Here is a 15,411-nt window from a genome sequence, read left to right as displayed (position 1 = left end):
ACATAGTTGATGGCTCCGTCCCCCGCAAACCCCTTGCAGCCCCCCGCACGGCAGTTACGTATCGCTCCAAAGGAGATGCCGATGAGCTTTGACTCGCCCTTCGATCAGATGATCGAGCGCCGCGACACCGACTGTATGAAATGGGACCTCATGGAGCAGGTCTACGGCGTCTCGAAAGAGGACGGTCTGGCGATGTGGGTGGCCGACATGGACTTCCGCCCGCCGGAGGTCGTGCAGGACGCGCTGAGCGCCATGCTCCAGCATGGTATCTATGGCTATTACGGCGACATGACGCGCTACCATGAAGCGGTGAAATGGTGGTCTGAGACCCGCCACGACACGGAGATCGACCCGAGCTGGATCCTTTCGACGAACGGGCTGGTCAACGCCATCGGCCTCTGCGTGGATACCTATACAAAGCCGCAAGAGGGCGTCGTCGTCTTTTCTCCGGTCTACCATGCCTTCGGCCGCGTCATCCGCGCCGCCGAGCGGGACATGGTCGAGCTCGAGCTCGTGAACGCGGGCGGCCGCTACGAGATGGATTTCGAGGCCTATGACGCGCAGATGAAGGGGCACGAACGGCTCCTCATCCTTTGTTCCCCGCACAATCCCGGCGGGCGCGTCTGGACGCGGGAAGAGCTGGAAGGCGTGGCAGCGTTTGCGCGGCGTCACGATCTCATCATCGTCGCCGACGAGATCCATCGCGACCTGACCTTCGCCGCGACGCATGTACCTATGGCCCATATCAGCGGGATCGAGGACCGCCTTGTGATGCTGTCGGCGACGACGAAGACCTTCAACATCGCCGGCGCCCATGTGGGCAATGTCATCATCCCGAATGCGGACCTGCGCGGGGCCTTTTCCAAGCGCATGATGGCGCTCGGCACGTCGGCCAATGCCTTCGGGCTCGCGATGGCGACGGCGGCCTATTCCCCGGAAGGCGCCACCTGGGTTGATGATCTGTGCGCCTATCTCGATGGCAACCGACAGATATTCGACGAGGCGGTGAACGCGATCCCAGGACTCGCGTCGATGCCGCTGGAATCGACCTACCTGAGCTGGGTGGATTTTTCAGGCACCGGGATGGAGCGCAAGGAATTCACTGATCGCGTCGAGAAATCAGCAAAAATCGCCATCAATCATGGACCGACGTTCGGAAAGGGCGGTGACAGCTTCCTGCGCTTCAACATCGCGACGCCGCGCGCACGGGTCATCGAGGCGACCGAACGCCTCGCGGCGGCGTTCTCGGACCTTCAGTAGGAGCGTTTATCGCTGCGTTTCGCTGCGCAGCAAAGCGATCGGCTGCGGTGCCTCGCGCGCGTAATCCAGCGGCGCGGCATCCGCTGCGGACGTATTGCGCTTGAACTCGAACACGCGCTCTCCGCCCAACTCTGAGGTCGTGACGATCAGCGCCTGGTAGAGATGCCGCGGTCCATCGTAGAGGTCCACGAGACCACGCAGGCCCTGCGCATCGTCCCGATCCACTGCGAAGCCGTCATCCCAAAGCCGCAACACGGGAAAATACGCATTGCCCGCTTCCACACGCAGCCGCGAGCGCCGCTTCGCCTTCTTGGCGCGCGCCGCCTCAAGGCCCGCCCTCACCTCGTCAGAAAGATACGTCATCTCGCATACTCCAGTCACCCCGCGCCAAACCTAAGCCGCGGGCGGCACGAGTCATGGGCAATGATGCACTTTCACGCTTTTTCCCGCGTGTGAGCGGAGTTATGCGCCCTTTTTCACACGCAGAATGTGCTCTTCCTTGGGATCATAGAGCGCACTGTCCTTGAAATCGGTGACCTCGCCGAGGGCCGGCCCCACGAGAATCAGGGCGGTTCGCGTGATTTTCGCTGCGCGGACCTTTTCGCGGATATCGCCGAGCGTGCCACGCAAAATCAGCTCATCGGGCCAGCTCGCGCGGTAAATGACGGCCACCGGACAATCCGCGCCGTATTCCGGAATGAGCTGTCGCTCGATCTCCCGAAGATTACGAATGGCGAGATGTATGGCGATTGTCGATCGCGATTTGGCGAAATTTGTTAAAGTTTCGTGCTGCGGCATGCCGGTCGACTTCATGGACATGCGCGTAAGCACGATTGACTGTGCGACCTCGGGGATGGTGAGTTCCTGACCCAGCGCCGCCGCTGCCGCGGTGTAGGCCGGGACGCCGGGGATGATCTCGTAGTCAATCCCGTCCTTGCGCAGGAGCCGGATCTGCTCTGCAATCGCGCCGTAAAGGGAGGGATCCCCGGAATGCACCCGCGCCACGTCCTGCCCCTTTCGCTGCGCAGCGAGGATCTCACCATGAGTCTCCTCGAGCGTCATGGGCGCGGTGTCGAGGACGCGGGCACCCTCCGGCGCGCCGGCCACCACCGCCTCGGGCACGAGCGAACCGGCATAGAGGCAGACGGGGCAGGCCGCGATCCGCTTGGCTGCCTTGAGTGTGAGCAGCTCCGGGTCGCCCGGACCCGCGCCTATGAAGTATACCTTCATTTTTCGCCGCCTATCACGCTTAAATCGCCATCTATCTTCCGCGCGTACCCGCGCGGCGTATACATCCTTGGCCCCTCGCCCAGCGAAGCGAGCCTCGACTGGGACGATCCCACGAGCACGGTCGTCAGCATGTCGACCTCGTCGACGTCGAGCGCGGCCAGTTGCCGGTAGCGGACGCTCTCCTCTGGCCGGCCCAGCGACGCGGCCAGCATCACGGGCGTTTCCGGCGGGCGGTTGGCGAGGAGAATGTCCCGCGCCTCCGCAAGAAGAGTCCGCCGCCGCTGCGACACGGGGTTGTAGAACGCGATCACGAAATCCCCCTCCGCCGCCGCCTTGATGCGGCGCAGGATGTCCTCGCGTGGCGTCAGCAGGTCACTGAGCGAGATGGCGCAGAAATCGTGGCCCAGTGGCGCCCCGGCCCGGGCCGCCGCGCCCTGAAGGGCGGAGACACCCGGAGAGCAGATCACCTCTACGCGCCGTGCGGCGTCGCTCACCCCGTGGTCGGTGCGGTCCAGCAGTTCGAAGACGAGGGCGCCCATGGCGTAGATCCCGGCATCGCCGGAGCAGACGAGCGCCACACCGCGCCCCTCCCCGGCCCGTTCCAGCGCGTAGCGGCAGCGCGCCTCCTCCCCGCCCAACGGGAAATCGGCGCGCGCCTTGCCCTGCGCGAGCGGGCCCAGCAGATCGATATAGAGGCCGTATCCCACGAGCTCTTCCGCATCTGCGACGAGGCGGCTCACCTCCGGCGTCCGCCAGGAGGCCTGCCCCGGGCCGATGCCCACGATGGAGAGGCGGCCCCGCGGGCGGCCTTTCAGAGCTGTCAGCGGCTCCGGCGCGCGAGAGATTGCACAGGTGGCGTTCCGCGTCTTGGATTTGGGCCGCAGGAGCAACGATGTCTCCGACTGGCAGAGCGAGGCAGCCTCAGAGACGGAATGCGTGCCCACTTCCGCGAAAACGATGTCGGATGGGGTCTCGATGCGAGCGCGCTGCGCTTCGAGCTCCTCCGCGGAGAAAAGGCGCAGGGGCGCGTCCAGCGTCTTTGCCAGCGCGAGGATGGCGGGCTCGTCGGCCTTGAGCGCGATGGTGTTCACCGAATGAACCGCCGCGGGATCGATCCCGGCGGCAGCCAGTTCACTGAGGACGAGCTCCTCCAGTTCGGCGGGGTCGCAATTCCGCGCGCAGCCCACGCCCACCGTGACCCGCAGCGGCGCAAAATGAAGCGTCGCCCCGGGCGCGGGCGCGTCCGTGGCCGCGATCGTCACGGCATCCCCCTCCGGCAGATCGAGCCACGGCGCAGCCCCCTCGATCCGCGCCCCGCCGCCGCTCAGAAGCGCGGCCATCGCCCCCTGTGCGGCCTCCGGATTGGCCAGCCGCCACCCGGCGGGCGGCTCGTCGAGCGCAACACCGAGGGAGACATCTCCCGCGGTCGTCACCGCCGCTGCCCCGCCTAGGGCCTCCGCGATATCGCGCGCCAGACGGTTGGCACCGCGATGCCCGCCAAGGAGCGGCACCACGACGCGCCCATCGTCGGAGACGCTGATCACTGGGGGTTCGGTGCGCTTGTCCGCCAAGAGCGGCGCCACGGCGCGAATGAGGATGCCGGACGCGCAGACCCCGATAATGGGCCGCCCGGCGGCAAAGAGATCACGCGCGTGATCGAGGGCATTGTCGAAGAAGGCATCCGCCTTTTCCACACGCCCGGCGCGGCCATGGACTGGGGCCGCGAGGGCCTCTGCGATACGCTGTGCCACCGGCGCGCCGGACGCAGACAGCGCGAGGATGACGGGGGTCAGAGCCATGGATCGGCCCCTTTCGTGAGAAGGATCATGGAAAAGTATGGCGCGGGATCGGGGGCCTCCGCCAGGGGCAGAACGCGCTCCTCGGGCAGCGTGGCGCGCTCCACGTACACGGCGTCGTCGAGCACGCCCAGTCGCTCCATGACGCCGCGGATCTTGGCGAGATGGCGGCCGATCTTCATGATGACGACGCTTTCGGCCCCGGCGATGCGCGACTCGAGCTCCGCCTCCGGGAGTGGACCTGGCAGCACCGTCACGCGCTCGTTGCGCGCTGCGATCGGCATCCCCGCACGGGCCGCGCAGGCCGTCACGCTGGTGATGCCGGGAATGACGATTGTGTCGAATTCCGATGCAAGGCGGGCGAAAATATACATGAACGAACCGTAGAAGAAGGGATCGCCCTCGCAGAGGCAGGCCACGTCCTGCCCGCGCCGCAGGGCGCCGGCGATCCTCTCCGCGCCTTCGTCATAGGCCGCCTGGGCCGGCGCGCGCTCCGGCGTCATGGGCACGTCCATGGTGATCTCCGCATGCTCTTCGGTGATGAGGTCCCGGGCGATGCGGCGGGCGAAGCTCTCCGCGCCCGCGAGCGTCGGGTAGGCGATGACAGGGCAGGCCGAGATGAGGCGCGCGGCCTTGAGGGTCATGAGCTCGGGGTCGCCGGGCCCCACGCCCACGCCATAGAGCGTGCCGGGCGCCGTCACGGCTTCACCAAGGTGAGCTGGGTCACGGGCATGGCGGGCTTCCAGCCGGTCAGGCGGCCCACCGGCTCGGCGCGCTGGATCGAGATCCGCGTGAGCGCGCCGCCATGTTCCCCGTGCAGCGCCGCGAGGGTCGCCTCGGTTTCGAGAGTGACCGCGTTGGCCACGAGGCGGCCATGGGGCTTCAGCGCGTTCCAGGCGCGGGCGAATGCTGGCGCGGACAGGCCGCCGCCGAAGAAGATGGCGTCCGGGGCGGGAAGACTCTCGAGCGCCGCCGGGGCGTCTCCCGCGACGATCTCAAGCCCCGGCACGCCGAGGGCCGTGGCATTGGCGGCGGCGAGGGCGCGCCGCTCCGCGCGGGGCTCGATGCCGATGGCCCGCGCGCCCCGCGCCGCGCGCATCCATTCGATGGCCACGGAGCCCGCGCCCGTGCCGACATCCCAGAGAAGCGCGCCCGGCGCCGGGGCCAGGGCCGCGAGCGTGAGCGCGCGGACCTCGCGCTTCGTCATGGTCCCGTCGCTGTCAAAGGCCTCGTCAGGCAGACCGAAACTCGGCGGCAAAACCTGCGCACCCGCTCCGGCGACGAGGTCGACGGCAAGCGTGTGAAAGCTGGGCACTGGGTCCTTCCAGTTCTCGGCGGCGCACGCGATGCGGTGTTCGTCCGCCCCGAGATCGGAGAGCACGGTCAGCATCGAGCGGCCAAAGCCACGATTGACCAGGAGCTCTGCCACGTGGCCCGGGCAATCGGACCCGCCCGTGAGGAGGAGGAGCCGCCCCCCGGGGCGCAGGAAGGGCAGGATCACTTCCGCGGGCCGCCCGTGGATGCTGAGCGTCTCTACCGCGTCCATCGGCCAGCACATGCGCGCGGCGGCGAGCTGAAAGGCCGAAAGCTGCGGGTGGAAGACCGCGCTCGGAAACGCCTCCGCGAGCTTCTCACCCACGGAGAACCAGAGCGGATCGCCCGTGGCGAGGACGGCCACGCGCCGCGCGGCAAGCTCTTCGAGCCGCGAGACCAACGCGTCGAAGGGCGAGGGCCATGAGATCCTCTCAGCCTCGACCACGGCCGTGAGCGCATGGTGGCGCGCACCACCTACGATGATTTCCGCCGCATCGAGCGCAGCACGGGCCGAGGGCGCGAGGCTCTCCAGCCCGTTCGCGCCGATCCCGATGACATGGAGGCTCATGCGACGCCTCCGCCGAGACCCGCCGCGAGCGCGTTGACCGCCGCCGAGGCCATGGCCGAGCCGCCGCGGCGCCCGCGCAGAGTAACGAAGGCGCATCCACGCGGATTGGCGGCGAGCTCGGCCTTGCTTTCAGCCGCGCCGACAAAGCCCACGGGGAAGCCGAGGATCACGGCGGGGCGCGGTGCGCCGGCCTCAAGCATCTCGAGCAGGTGAAAGAGCGCGGTGGGTGCGTTGCCGATGGCCACAACCGCGCCCTCGAGATGCGGGCGCCAGAGCTCCACGGCGGCCGCGCTCCGCGTCGTCCCGCGAGCCTTGGCGTCAGCCGGGACGCCTGCCTCGTTGAGCATCACGATGACATCGTTGCCCTTGAGCGTGCGGCGGATGATGCCCGCCCCGACCATCTCGCAATCGCAGAGAATGGGCGCGCCCTGCGCAATCGCGGCCTGCCCCGCCCCTGCTGCATCCGGCGAGAAAGCAAGGCGATCGGCGATGTCGACCATCCCACAGGCATGGATCAGACGGATCACGAGGGGCTCCATATCGGGCGGGAAGCGCTCGAGGCGGGCCTCGCTCCGCACGGTCGCAAAGCTCTGGGCATAGATCGCTGCCGGGTCGCGCTCGTATGGCCTCATCATCCGTCCCATCTGCCCGCGCGGCGCGTCTGACGCGGCCCTCTGCGCCCCCGTTTTGGGTCGGCGCGCGGGGCCCTCCGTGCTGGGTGGTTCACCTCGTCGCGTGGGGTGTACGGCACGGGCGGGTTCCCAGCAATCGCAAAGGGCGGCGGGGTGTTGTCAGCGCCCACTTGTCCCATAAGTATGGAGCATGCGAACGACGCTCGCCCTTTTGCTTTCCACGGCCCTGCCTGCTTCGGCGGCAGACCTGACGCTTCTCGTCGACCGAACGAAGCGCAGCGTGGAGATGTTTATCAAGTTCGAGACGCTGGAGACGGAGGCGCTGCTCGCGCCGCTCCCGGCGGACTTTCTCGATGCAGAGGGTCTCGTGGACATCGCGCCCTTCCGCGAGGGGACCTACATCTATGGCGACGAGCTTTGGTCGGATATCGAAACGGTGATCGGCGGGGAGAACGCGCTGGTGGAGGCCATGTCGCTCATGGTGCATCCCGACAGCCTGCCCGTGGATTTCGATGACCCGATCGACGGCTGGATCGCCATGGCGGTCTGCAATGTCACCGATCCCAATGCGCGCTTCGAATTGGGAGAGCTGTCGACCTACGCGGGCTTCATCGCGTGGGACGTGCAGGGGCACGCGCCGCTCTCGCTCACCTTCCCGCGGGAGATGGAGGTCGAGATGACCGAATTCCTCGAAGGCCGGGAGATCAGCGCGCGCACGGTATCCGTGGGCCCCGACGCGCCGCTCACGCTCGACGCCGTGACGACGTGGGAGCGGTTGCGCTTCTGGTGATCGGTCGCCCAGGCGATGTGGCGCCTCGCCTCAACACATCCGCGACATGAGCGACGTCCAAACGAAAACGGGGGCCCCTGAGGGCCCCCGCTTCCAGGATATCTGGCGCGGTTACGCGGATTCTTCCGCGAGGATGGCGTCCGCCTCCTCGAAGTACTGCTCCGCGCGCTGGCGGGCCCGGCCACGGAAGCGCTCACCCTTGAGATCTTCGTAGTTGCCGGAGACATCGCCGACGAGCAGGAGACCGATCATGCCCGCGGACGCGTGCGGCTGGCACTCGTACATGTAGGCACCCTCGACATCGATCGTCACCTCGAAGTCCTCGTTGATGGCAGACGCCCATTCGGTGCCGCCCTCTGGCGAATAATCTTCGTTGGACTGGGCGTTGTGGCCCCGATCAACGGAGACGAAGCGCACGGTGTCGCCCGGCTGCATCCGCACGACGGCAGGCGAATAGATCTGGCGCTCGCGCGGGTTGTCTGGATCCTGGTTCAGCATCTCGACGACATGGGTCGTCGGCTCGGCAGCCGCGTGACTGTCCGCGGAAAGGGAGGCCGGGAGGGCCGTTGCGGTCAGTGCGCCGCCCATGAGGGCAAGCTGTTCACGACGTGTGAGTTTCATAGTGTACTCCTTTGCATTCCGTGGTGGCACCTAGCCGCGCGAAGGCTGGGGTAAAGGCCGCCCGTCCACATTCTGGGTAAATTTTACGCGGCTTCCTATGCTACAGCGCGTGCGAGCGCACATTGTTCCCAAAGCGTGCTGAGCGCACCGGCCAAACGCTCGATTTCCGCGTCGGAATGTAGCGGCGAGGGCGTGAAGCGGAGCCGTTCCGTCCCCTTGGGCACGGTGGGGTAGTTGATCGGCTGTACGTAGATGCCGAACGTCTCCATCAGGTAGTCGGAGATCATCCGGGTCTTCTTCGGATCACCGATCATGACGGGCACGATATGGCTCTCGTTCTTCATGTAGGGGATGCCCGCGCGCTCGAGAGCGGCACGGAGCTTGGCCACCTGCCGACGCTGCCCGGCCCGCTCGATCTGGCTCTCCTTGAGATGCGCGATGGAGGTACGCGCCGCGGCGGCCACGGCGGGCGGCAGGGCCGTGGTGAAGATGAAGCCCGAGGCGAAGGACCGGACGAAATCGCAGATGGCCGCCGAGCCCGTGATATAGCCGCCCACGCAGCCGAAGGCCTTGCCCAGCGTGCCCTCGATGATGTCGATCCGGTGCGCCAGCCCGCGCTCCTCGCTCACGCCGCCGCCGCGGGGCCCGTACATGCCCACGGCATGGACCTCGTCGAGGTAGGTGAGCGCGCCGTGTTTTTCACAGACATCGAGGATATCCTCCATCGGGCAGATATCGCCATCCATGGAATAGACGCTCTCGAAGGCGACGAGCTTGGGGCGGTCGCCCACCGCGGCGAGCTTGCGGTCGAGATCGGCGGCGTCGTTGTGCTTCCAGATCACCTTGTCGGCCTTCGAGTGCCGGATGCCCTCGATCATCGACGCGTGATTCTCGCTGTCCGAGAAGATGACGACATCGGGGATGCGCGCGCCCAAGGTCGACAGCGTCGCCCAGTTCGAGATGTAGCCTGACGTGAAGAGGAGCCCGGCCTCCTTGCCGTGGAGATCGGCCACCTCGCGCTCGAGGAGCAGGTGATCGTGGTTCGTTCCGGAGATGTTGCGCGTGCCGCCCGCGCCGGTGCCGCAGCGCGCCACGGCCTCCTGCATCGCCGCGATGACCTTCGGGTTCTGGCCCATGCCGAGATAATCGTTCGAACACCAGACGGTGACGTCCCGGACCCCGTCGGGGCCGTGGTTCGCCGCCTTGGGAAACTTCTCGCAGCAACGCTCGAGCTCGGCGAAGTAGCGGTAGTTTCCTTCGTCTTTCAACGTCTTCAACTGGTCTTCAAAAATCTGGTCGAAGTTCATCGTCTATCCCTGTTCTTGGGGGCCGGTGTGTCCCGGGGTTGGGCGCGCCTCGCCGCGGGAGGGCATGAGCCAGCGCCATAGTTTCGTGTCTGCCATGGGCAGAAGCATCATCCAGTGCTCGAGGAGCGCGAGCCCCGTGAGCGCGGACAGCAATCCGAAGGTGACCGTCTCCTCGACGCTTCCCGCGCCCGCGAGCCGCGAGAGCCAGAGCGCCGTGCCCAGCGAGAGGATGATGACGGAGATTGGAAAAAGGACCGAGGGATCCCCCTGCCTGAAATAGGACGGGATATGCGAGAGCTCGCGCGGCACGGCATCGTGGTTGATGCCCGGCACGCCGAGAAAGAGGTTGAGCTTGGCCAGAACCCGCGCGCCGTAGAGCACGCCGAAGGTCCAGCCCGCCATGGCTTGCGCGCCACCGGCGGTGGCCCACAGGACGTAGACGAGCCCCGCGAGGAGCAGCACTTCGTGCCAGGCCACGGCCCACCACGCCGCCCAGACCCGCGCAAGCCCCGTGGCGCCCGGCGCCAGAGGCGCCCGGTTCGGCCCGGTGATAAGCCCCGACATGAAGGAAAGCTCGATCCAGCCCCAAAGCGCCAGCGCCGCGAAGAAGCCCCCGTAGAGCCCCGCCACGCTGGCATCGCCCGCCGCCACTGGCACCCCCACGAGCCCGAACACGAGGAACGGCAGACCGCCAAGCACGAGCCCGAGCGGCCCAGCGCCCGCCACATCAGCACGGCGCACGGCGAGGAGGATCACGCCCGTCCCCACCCACCACGCCATGAGCGCGACGAGGAGAGCCGCGAGGGCCGTCATGGAGCGCACCCCTTCATCTTTCGCGACGTACATCTGGGTCTGGGGCAGAGCCCCAGATCCGATGTGTCATGGCGCGCGAGGCCCGCCATCAGTAGGCCGGCTCCAGCCGCGTGCTCTCCGGCACGTCATGGCGCACAACGGGGATCGTGTAGAGCGCCACGAACGCCGCCGCGGCCTTGGCGGAGCCCAGCACGCGGTCGAGGGCACCACCCAGGCCGCCGGCCTTCTTGCCCCGCGCCACCTGGCGCGACGCTTTCTCCATCCGCCGCAGCGCCGGTTTCCAGCGCGGGCTGTCGATGTCGAGCGTGAAGGGGAAGATCTGCTTCGTGAGCTCGGACGTCTTCGTGAAGACCTCCTGCCCATACCATTCCTCGTCGACGCCGAGCGCCGCATGGAATGCGGGGCGCTGATGGTCGCGGACCCACATGGTGGAATAGACCGCCGTCAAGAAGAACTTGATCCAGAGCCGGTTGCCGCCCTGCGTGAGCTTCGGGTCCGTCTTCATGAGGAGCGCGAAGGCCTCGCCGTGGCGGAACTCGTCGTTGCACCATTCCTCGAACCACTTGAAGATCGGGTGGAAGCGGTGCTCCGGGTTCGCCTGGAGATGACGATAGATCGTGATGTAGCGCGCGTAGCCGATCTTCTCGCTCAGATAAGTGGCGTAGTAGATGAACTTCGGCCGGAAGTAGGTGTACTTCTTCTGCTGGGTCAGGAAGCCGAGGTTCACCTTGATCCCCGCTTCGCGCAGCGCGTCGTTGATGAAGCCCGCATGGCGGGCCTCGTCGCGGGCCATGAGCTGGAAGAGCTGGGTGATGTCCTTGTTGGAGCCCCGCCGCTTCATCTCCTTGTAGAGCACGCAGCCGGAGAATTCCGCCGTGCAGGACGAGATCAGGAAGTCGATGAACTCGGCCTTGAGCTTGGGCTCCATGCCGTCCCAGTCCACGTGGTCCCAGTCCTCGTTCTTCTTGAAGTGCCCCTTGTTGGGATCTGCGACCATCTCGCCAATGAGCTGGTCCCAGTCCGCGCGCACAGAGGTGACGTCGATGGCATCCATCTCGTCGAAGTCGGTGGTGTAGAAGCGCGGCGTGAGCAGCGTGTCCTGCATGGCCACCTCGGTGGCCTCCGCATCGCTCTTCACTGCGCCGCGCTCGGCGATCTCGCTCAGCGCCTCGTTCGTGCCGTGAAGCGACGTCTCGGAATGGTTGCCGTTCATGTGTTTGGGGTTCTGCACGTTCATGACATCACCTCCTCGGAGAACGAGAACTCGCAAAGCTCCATGAACTCGAGATCGCCCGTGGAGCGCGTCCAGAGCCGCTCGAGCGCGGAGGCGCGGGTGATCGTCGCGGTGCGGTCCTCTTCCACCACCTCGCCGTAGGGCGCCATGATCTCGCTCCCGTGGACGAGGACGCTGTCACCCGGGTGGATGACAGCGCCGTTGTTGAATTTGACGTGGGCCGACAGCTCTTCAAAGCGGTGGCTCACGGTCACTGTGCAGGGTGCGGTTTCCCTGTCGCGTGTGAGTAGTCCCATGGTTCCAACTCCTCTTGGAAAGGGGTTATTCGGGCAGAAGCCCGGCGAAGAGAGCGATATTGTCGGACCCGTAGCCGTGGAGCTCGATGGAGAAATCCGAGGTGGGGTCGACGATATCGATGCGCCCGGTGTCCCGGCGCACGAGGGTAAGCGGCGCGGACGCATCCGAGCGCGTGATCTTGCGGCGGCGTTCGATGGCCTGGCCCACCGCGCCGAGGAAGCCCGCCTTGTAGACGGTGGAATCCACCAGAAGCGCGCCCGCCTCATCGGTCAGGATGTAGGTGCCGCGATGGGTGCCCGGCGTGAGGTAGACGACCCGCTCGGCCACGATGGGCGGCTGCGTGGGCTGGCCCACGAGGGGGCGGTCCGTGAGCCGGGCGAAGGCCACGAGTGCCACGGAGACGATCGCAAGCCCAAACATGGCGCGCACGAGGACGAGGGGGATCATCTCCTTGTCGCGACGCGCGAGCTTGGCCTGTTCCTGGGCGAGCGTGGTGTGGTGATTGAAATCGGTCATGGGCTTCACTCCGCTGGGACCGCCGCACCGCCCGGGGCCGCGCTCGGGGCTGCGGCGGCGGGTGCGACTTTGATGGATGAGGCGTCGGAGACCCGCGCCTCCGCTGCGGTGGCCAGAATCTGTGCGACTTTGGCGGCGTCAGGTATGCAGCGGAGGGCGGGTTCCGGCCGGGCCATGCGCCAGGGGCGCAAATGCGGCCAGGCCATCAGGTAAGAGACCTTGCTCTCACCCTTCAACTGGAGCGCGATGGTGCCGGTGCCGTCCTTGCGGGTCTCGAGCCCCGCGTTCTCGACCCACTGGTAGGGCAGGTTGAGCGTGATCGGCAGCGCGGCCCCGATGCGCATCACCACCCGGTGGGAGGTGAGCGTGTAGATCGTCCCGCGGACCTGCAGCCAGGCGATGAAGAGGATCACGAGGACAGCAGCCGCCCCGAGGACGACGAGGGGTACACCGTGGCCGAGCGCTTCGGCCACGGTGAAGTCTGCAAGGGAGGCCCCGATCCGCCACAGCGTGATCAGCACGAAATAGCCGATCACCCAGTCGAGCCAGAGCGACTGTCGCGCCAGCGGCACCACGCGCGGGCGCCCCTGCCAGAGGATCTCCTCCCCCTCCGGCAGCGCCTCGGGCAAGCCCGGTGCGTGGTCGAAGGCGAAATCATCGTCGTTCTCGATCAATGTGGCCATGTCAGGTCTCCTGGTTTGCGGACCGGGGACACGAATTTTTGCAAAAATTCGTGGGCCCCTTTCTTAGAGTTGCGGCTCGAGCCGGGCCTCGGAGGCGTAGAGCTTGCCGCCCGCGACGTAGGCGGAGATCTTATCCTCCTCGAGGCAGGTCACCTGCGTGGGCGAGGCCGTCGTAGGGATGCCCGCGAAATGCTCCTCGAAGAGCGACTGCACCTTCACGCGGTCGCGCTTGATGACTGCGAGCGTCATGGGGATGAGGCGCTTGCCGCCGCCGATCTGGTCGGTGAGCTCGATCTCGAGATACCGCACGAGCTGTTCCGGCTCGTCGATCCACATGTCGGTGACGACGCCCACGGGCTCGCCATCGCCCGCCTGCACGACGAGACCCCGGGGATCGCGCCCTGCCGAGACGGTGAAGGCGTCGAGCGTGGCCATGGGCACTATCTTCGGGTGCCCCTTGCCGTCGAGCTCGGGCACGTCGCGGCGCGGTGTCCAGGAAGCCGGGCCCACGCCATCCTTCATCGGATCGCCCGTGGGCATGAAGGGCGACCCCTGCGCCGTGCCCATCTTGACGAGCGCGAGATCTTCGCGGCGATGCGCGGCCTCGTTCTCCTCGGACGGCACCGTCACGTCACCGCGCCCATGGGGCAGGTGGAAGGTCTTCGGCGACGGCACCGGGAACGGGCCCTGGTTGCCCGCGCGCTCGCCCTCGTCGTTCTCCAGCGGGTAGCCTTCCCGCATGTTCTCCGTCTGCAGGTAGTAGATCAGGAACGCGAAGAAGCCCCAGAACGACCAGATGGCGACCGAGGCAAGGTCAACGTTTCCCCAAAATTCGACACCGACCATGGCGTATTCCTTTCGTGGTCAGGTGGGGAAGTCGGCGAGGCCAAGCGGCCTTCCGTCCCCAAGGTTTGGGTTCGTGCGCTGGAACCGCGCGAGCGGGCCCAGAGCGATCAATGTTGCGAACATCAGACCGATCTCGGTGTGGTAGACGACCGAGTATCCGGTTGCGGGATCAGCCAGCGCCGGACCGAAGAGGCCGGAGGCGGAGGCGGAATTAACGAGGTCCCTGACGGTCCCTCCGATGGCGATGGACAGCCCGGCCGCGGTGGCCTGCGCGGCCCCCCAGGCGCCGAGCGCGAGGCCGCGGCCCGCGAGGCCCTCGGCGGGCATGGTCATGGCGGCTGTGAGCGTGGCCACGGCAAAGAGCCCGCCCCCGAAGCCGATGAGGCTCGCGCCGATGAAGAAGAGCACGCCCGATTGCATCGGCGCGGCAAAGATGACGGCGGAGAAGGCCACGAGGCCCGCGACAAGCGCCCAGCCCGCCATGCGGTAGGGGCTCTGGCCGCGGGTCAGCCTGTGCGCGGCCAGCGCGAAGCCCAGGAGGGCGCCCGCGGCCCACAGGGCCGTCAGCAGCGTCGTCGCCGAGACGGAAAGGCCCAGGATCTCGCCGCCATAGGGCTCGAGAAGCACGTCTTGCATGTTGAAGGCCATGGTGCCGAGGAAGACGACGACGAGGAGCCGGCCCGCCGCCCCGCCCTTGGCTAAATCGCCCCAGGCTTCGCGGAAGCTCGGGCGCGGGGCCTCCCGCTCCGCGCGGGTCATGGGTGTCACGCGCTCCTGCTTCCAGAGCGCGATCACGTTGAGCACCAGTGTCACCACCGCCGCGCCCTGCACCACCTGCACGAGGCGCAGCTCAGAGAAATCCCGCAGGAGCCAGCCCACGATGACCGCCGAAACGGCCATCCCAAGGAGGAACATCACGTATAGGAGCGCCACCACACGGGGCCGCGTCTCTTCCGTGGCGCGGTCGGCGGCGAGTGCCAACCCGGCTGTCTGGGTCATATGCATGCCGAGCCCGGTGAGCAGGAACGCGAGCGCGGCGCCCGCCTCGCCCACCCATTCGGGCCCGATGGCCTGCTTGCCCTCGCCGAGGATCACGAGCGCCATGGGCATGATCGCGAGCCCGCCGAACTGGTAAAGCGAGCCGAACCAGAGGAAGGGGATCCGCTTCCAGCCGATCGCGGAGCGGTAGGTGTCGGACCGGAAGCCGAGGAGCGCGCGGAACGGCGCGGAGACGACCGGGAGCGCAATCATCACGGCCACGATCCACGCGGCCACGCCGAGCTCCACAATCATCACGCGGTTGAGCGTCCCGAGCAGCATCACCGCCGCCATCCCCACGCTCACCTGGAAAAGCGAGAGGCGCAGCAGCTGCCGGAGCGGCAGCGCGTCGGAGACGGCATCCGAGAACGGCAGCATGCCGATCGTGAACTGCGTCAGAGGATGCCGCGCTTTAGCCATGGGACACCTCCCTGGACATCAGCGCCCCACGTCCCGGACCTGATCC

17 protein-coding genes are annotated in these 15,411 nt (G+C 67.0%); 2 read left to right on the top strand and 15 right to left on the bottom strand.

Features of this window, described 5'->3' with window-relative positions; genetic code table 11:
* Positions 1–81: 81 nt before the first annotated feature.
* Positions 82–1,260, top strand: coding sequence for a PatB family C-S lyase (locus AAFM92_13660; protein ID MEL7301425.1), 1,179 nt, complete (start codon positions 82–84; stop codon positions 1,258–1,260).
* 6 nt (positions 1,261–1,266) lie between these two features.
* Here the strand turns inward: AAFM92_13660 and AAFM92_13655 are convergent, their stop codons facing one another.
* The 6 genes from AAFM92_13655 to AAFM92_13630 all read right to left on the bottom strand — a co-directional run bounded on the left by AAFM92_13655 (position 1,267) and on the right by AAFM92_13630 (position 6,800).
* On the bottom strand, positions 1,267–1,623 hold the full coding sequence (locus AAFM92_13655; protein MEL7301424.1) for a hypothetical protein: 357 nt from the start codon (positions 1,621–1,623) through the stop codon (positions 1,267–1,269).
* A 99-nt stretch (positions 1,624–1,722) separates the two neighbouring features.
* On the bottom strand, positions 1,723–2,490 hold the full coding sequence (gene cobM / locus AAFM92_13650) for a precorrin-4 C(11)-methyltransferase (protein ID MEL7301423.1): 768 nt from the start codon (positions 2,488–2,490) through the stop codon (positions 1,723–1,725).
* Positions 2,487–4,289: a precorrin-3B C(17)-methyltransferase gene (gene cobJ, locus AAFM92_13645; protein MEL7301422.1), complete on the bottom strand. Its 1,803-nt coding sequence runs from the start codon at positions 4,287–4,289 to the stop codon at positions 2,487–2,489. Before cobJ ends, cobM begins: the two co-directional genes overlap by 4 nt.
* Positions 4,280–4,987 carry a precorrin-2 C(20)-methyltransferase gene (gene cobI, locus AAFM92_13640; GenBank protein MEL7301421.1) on the bottom strand — a complete coding sequence of 236 codons (708 nt, stop codon included), beginning with the start codon at positions 4,985–4,987 and terminating at the stop codon, positions 4,280–4,282. The genes cobJ and cobI overlap by 10 nt, the downstream gene beginning before the upstream one ends.
* Positions 4,984–6,168 (bottom strand): precorrin-6y C5,15-methyltransferase (decarboxylating) subunit CbiE, encoded by a 1,185-nt coding sequence (gene cbiE / locus AAFM92_13635; GenBank protein MEL7301420.1) that lies wholly within the window; start codon positions 6,166–6,168, stop codon positions 4,984–4,986. The genes cobI and cbiE overlap by 4 nt, the downstream gene beginning before the upstream one ends.
* Positions 6,165–6,800: a precorrin-8X methylmutase gene (locus AAFM92_13630; GenBank protein ID MEL7301419.1), complete on the bottom strand. Its 636-nt coding sequence runs from the start codon at positions 6,798–6,800 to the stop codon at positions 6,165–6,167. Before AAFM92_13630 ends, cbiE begins: the two co-directional genes overlap by 4 nt.
* A 190-nt stretch (positions 6,801–6,990) precedes the next feature.
* Between AAFM92_13630 and AAFM92_13625 the strand changes: the two genes are divergently transcribed.
* Entirely contained in the window at positions 6,991–7,590 is a 600-nt protein-coding gene (locus AAFM92_13625) for a hypothetical protein (GenBank protein MEL7301418.1), read from the top strand.
* Between the two features lie 111 nt (positions 7,591–7,701).
* On the opposite strand, the gene AAFM92_13620 is transcribed toward AAFM92_13625, so the two are convergent.
* The 9 genes from AAFM92_13620 to AAFM92_13580 form a co-directional block, all read right to left on the bottom strand.
* Positions 7,702–8,211 (bottom strand): plastocyanin/azurin family copper-binding protein, encoded by a 510-nt coding sequence (locus AAFM92_13620; GenBank protein MEL7301417.1) that lies wholly within the window; start codon positions 8,209–8,211, stop codon positions 7,702–7,704.
* 95 nt (positions 8,212–8,306) lie between these two features.
* Positions 8,307–9,518 carry a 5-aminolevulinate synthase gene (gene hemA, locus AAFM92_13615; GenBank protein MEL7301416.1) on the bottom strand — a complete coding sequence of 404 codons (1,212 nt, stop codon included), beginning with the start codon at positions 9,516–9,518 and terminating at the stop codon, positions 8,307–8,309.
* Positions 9,519–9,521: 3 nt separating this feature from the next.
* Positions 9,522–10,364, bottom strand: a complete 843-nt coding sequence (gene puhE / locus AAFM92_13610; GenBank protein MEL7301415.1) for a putative photosynthetic complex assembly protein PuhE — start codon at positions 10,362–10,364, stop codon at positions 9,522–9,524.
* Between the two features lie 55 nt (positions 10,365–10,419).
* Complete coding sequence (gene acsF / locus AAFM92_13605; GenBank protein ID MEL7301414.1) at positions 10,420–11,568, bottom strand: magnesium-protoporphyrin IX monomethyl ester (oxidative) cyclase; 1,149 nt, start codon at positions 11,566–11,568, stop codon at positions 10,420–10,422.
* A complete protein-coding gene (locus AAFM92_13600; GenBank protein ID MEL7301413.1) occupies positions 11,565–11,861 on the bottom strand; it encodes a hypothetical protein in 297 nt (98 codons plus the stop codon). The genes acsF and AAFM92_13600 overlap by 4 nt, the downstream gene beginning before the upstream one ends.
* A gap of 25 nt (positions 11,862–11,886) precedes the next feature.
* Positions 11,887–12,378 carry a photosynthetic complex assembly protein PuhC gene (gene puhC / locus AAFM92_13595; protein ID MEL7301412.1) on the bottom strand — a complete coding sequence of 164 codons (492 nt, stop codon included), beginning with the start codon at positions 12,376–12,378 and terminating at the stop codon, positions 11,887–11,889.
* A gap of 5 nt (positions 12,379–12,383) precedes the next feature.
* Positions 12,384–13,061 carry a photosynthetic complex putative assembly protein PuhB gene (gene puhB, locus AAFM92_13590; GenBank protein MEL7301411.1) on the bottom strand — a complete coding sequence of 226 codons (678 nt, stop codon included), beginning with the start codon at positions 13,059–13,061 and terminating at the stop codon, positions 12,384–12,386.
* Positions 13,062–13,124: 63 nt separating this feature from the next.
* Entirely contained in the window at positions 13,125–13,907 is a 783-nt protein-coding gene (puhA, locus tag AAFM92_13585) for a photosynthetic reaction center subunit H (protein MEL7301410.1), read from the bottom strand.
* 18 nt (positions 13,908–13,925) lie between these two features.
* A complete protein-coding gene (locus tag AAFM92_13580; GenBank protein MEL7301409.1) occupies positions 13,926–15,365 on the bottom strand; it encodes a PucC family protein in 1,440 nt (479 codons plus the stop codon).
* Between the last annotated feature and the right edge of the window lie 46 nt (positions 15,366–15,411).

This window comes from Pseudomonadota bacterium, from assembly GCA_038533575.1.
Lineage (GTDB): Bacteria > Pseudomonadota > Alphaproteobacteria > Rhodobacterales > Rhodobacteraceae > Shimia_B.
Note: the sequence above shows the minus strand (reverse complement) of the source record. Positions and strands in the feature narration are given on the sequence as shown.

Excerpts from the sequence above, each read along its gene's own strand:
- puhC (MEL7301412.1), bottom strand. The coding sequence starts at position 12,378 with ATGACCGATTTCAATCACCACACCACGCTCGCCCAGGAACAGGCCAAG.
- puhE (MEL7301415.1), bottom strand. The coding sequence starts at position 10,364 with ATGTACGTCGCGAAAGATGAAGGGGTGCGCTCCATGACGGCCCTCGCG.
- cbiE (MEL7301420.1), bottom strand. The coding sequence starts at position 6,168 with ATGAGCCTCCATGTCATCGGGATCGGCGCGAACGGGCTGGAGAGCCTC.
- cobM (MEL7301423.1), bottom strand. The coding sequence starts at position 2,490 with ATGAAGGTATACTTCATAGGCGCGGGTCCGGGCGACCCGGAGCTGCTC.
- AAFM92_13630 (MEL7301419.1), bottom strand. The coding sequence starts at position 6,800 with ATGAGGCCATACGAGCGCGACCCGGCAGCGATCTATGCCCAGAGCTTT.
- AAFM92_13625 (MEL7301418.1), top strand. The coding sequence starts at position 6,991 with ATGCGAACGACGCTCGCCCTTTTGCTTTCCACGGCCCTGCCTGCTTCG.
- AAFM92_13600 (MEL7301413.1), bottom strand. The coding sequence starts at position 11,861 with ATGGGACTACTCACACGCGACAGGGAAACCGCACCCTGCACAGTGACC.
- AAFM92_13620 (MEL7301417.1), bottom strand. The coding sequence starts at position 8,211 with ATGAAACTCACACGTCGTGAACAGCTTGCCCTCATGGGCGGCGCACTG.
- puhB (MEL7301411.1), bottom strand. The coding sequence starts at position 13,061 with ATGGCCACATTGATCGAGAACGACGATGATTTCGCCTTCGACCACGCA.
- puhA (MEL7301410.1), bottom strand. The coding sequence starts at position 13,907 with ATGGTCGGTGTCGAATTTTGGGGAAACGTTGACCTTGCCTCGGTCGCC.
- acsF (MEL7301414.1), bottom strand. The coding sequence starts at position 11,568 with ATGAACGTGCAGAACCCCAAACACATGAACGGCAACCATTCCGAGACG.
- cobJ (MEL7301422.1), bottom strand. The coding sequence starts at position 4,289 with ATGGCTCTGACCCCCGTCATCCTCGCGCTGTCTGCGTCCGGCGCGCCG.
- hemA (MEL7301416.1), bottom strand. The coding sequence starts at position 9,518 with ATGAACTTCGACCAGATTTTTGAAGACCAGTTGAAGACGTTGAAAGAC.
- AAFM92_13580 (MEL7301409.1), bottom strand. The coding sequence starts at position 15,365 with ATGGCTAAAGCGCGGCATCCTCTGACGCAGTTCACGATCGGCATGCTG.
- AAFM92_13655 (MEL7301424.1), bottom strand. The coding sequence starts at position 1,623 with ATGACGTATCTTTCTGACGAGGTGAGGGCGGGCCTTGAGGCGGCGCGC.
- AAFM92_13660 (MEL7301425.1), top strand. The coding sequence starts at position 82 with ATGAGCTTTGACTCGCCCTTCGATCAGATGATCGAGCGCCGCGACACC.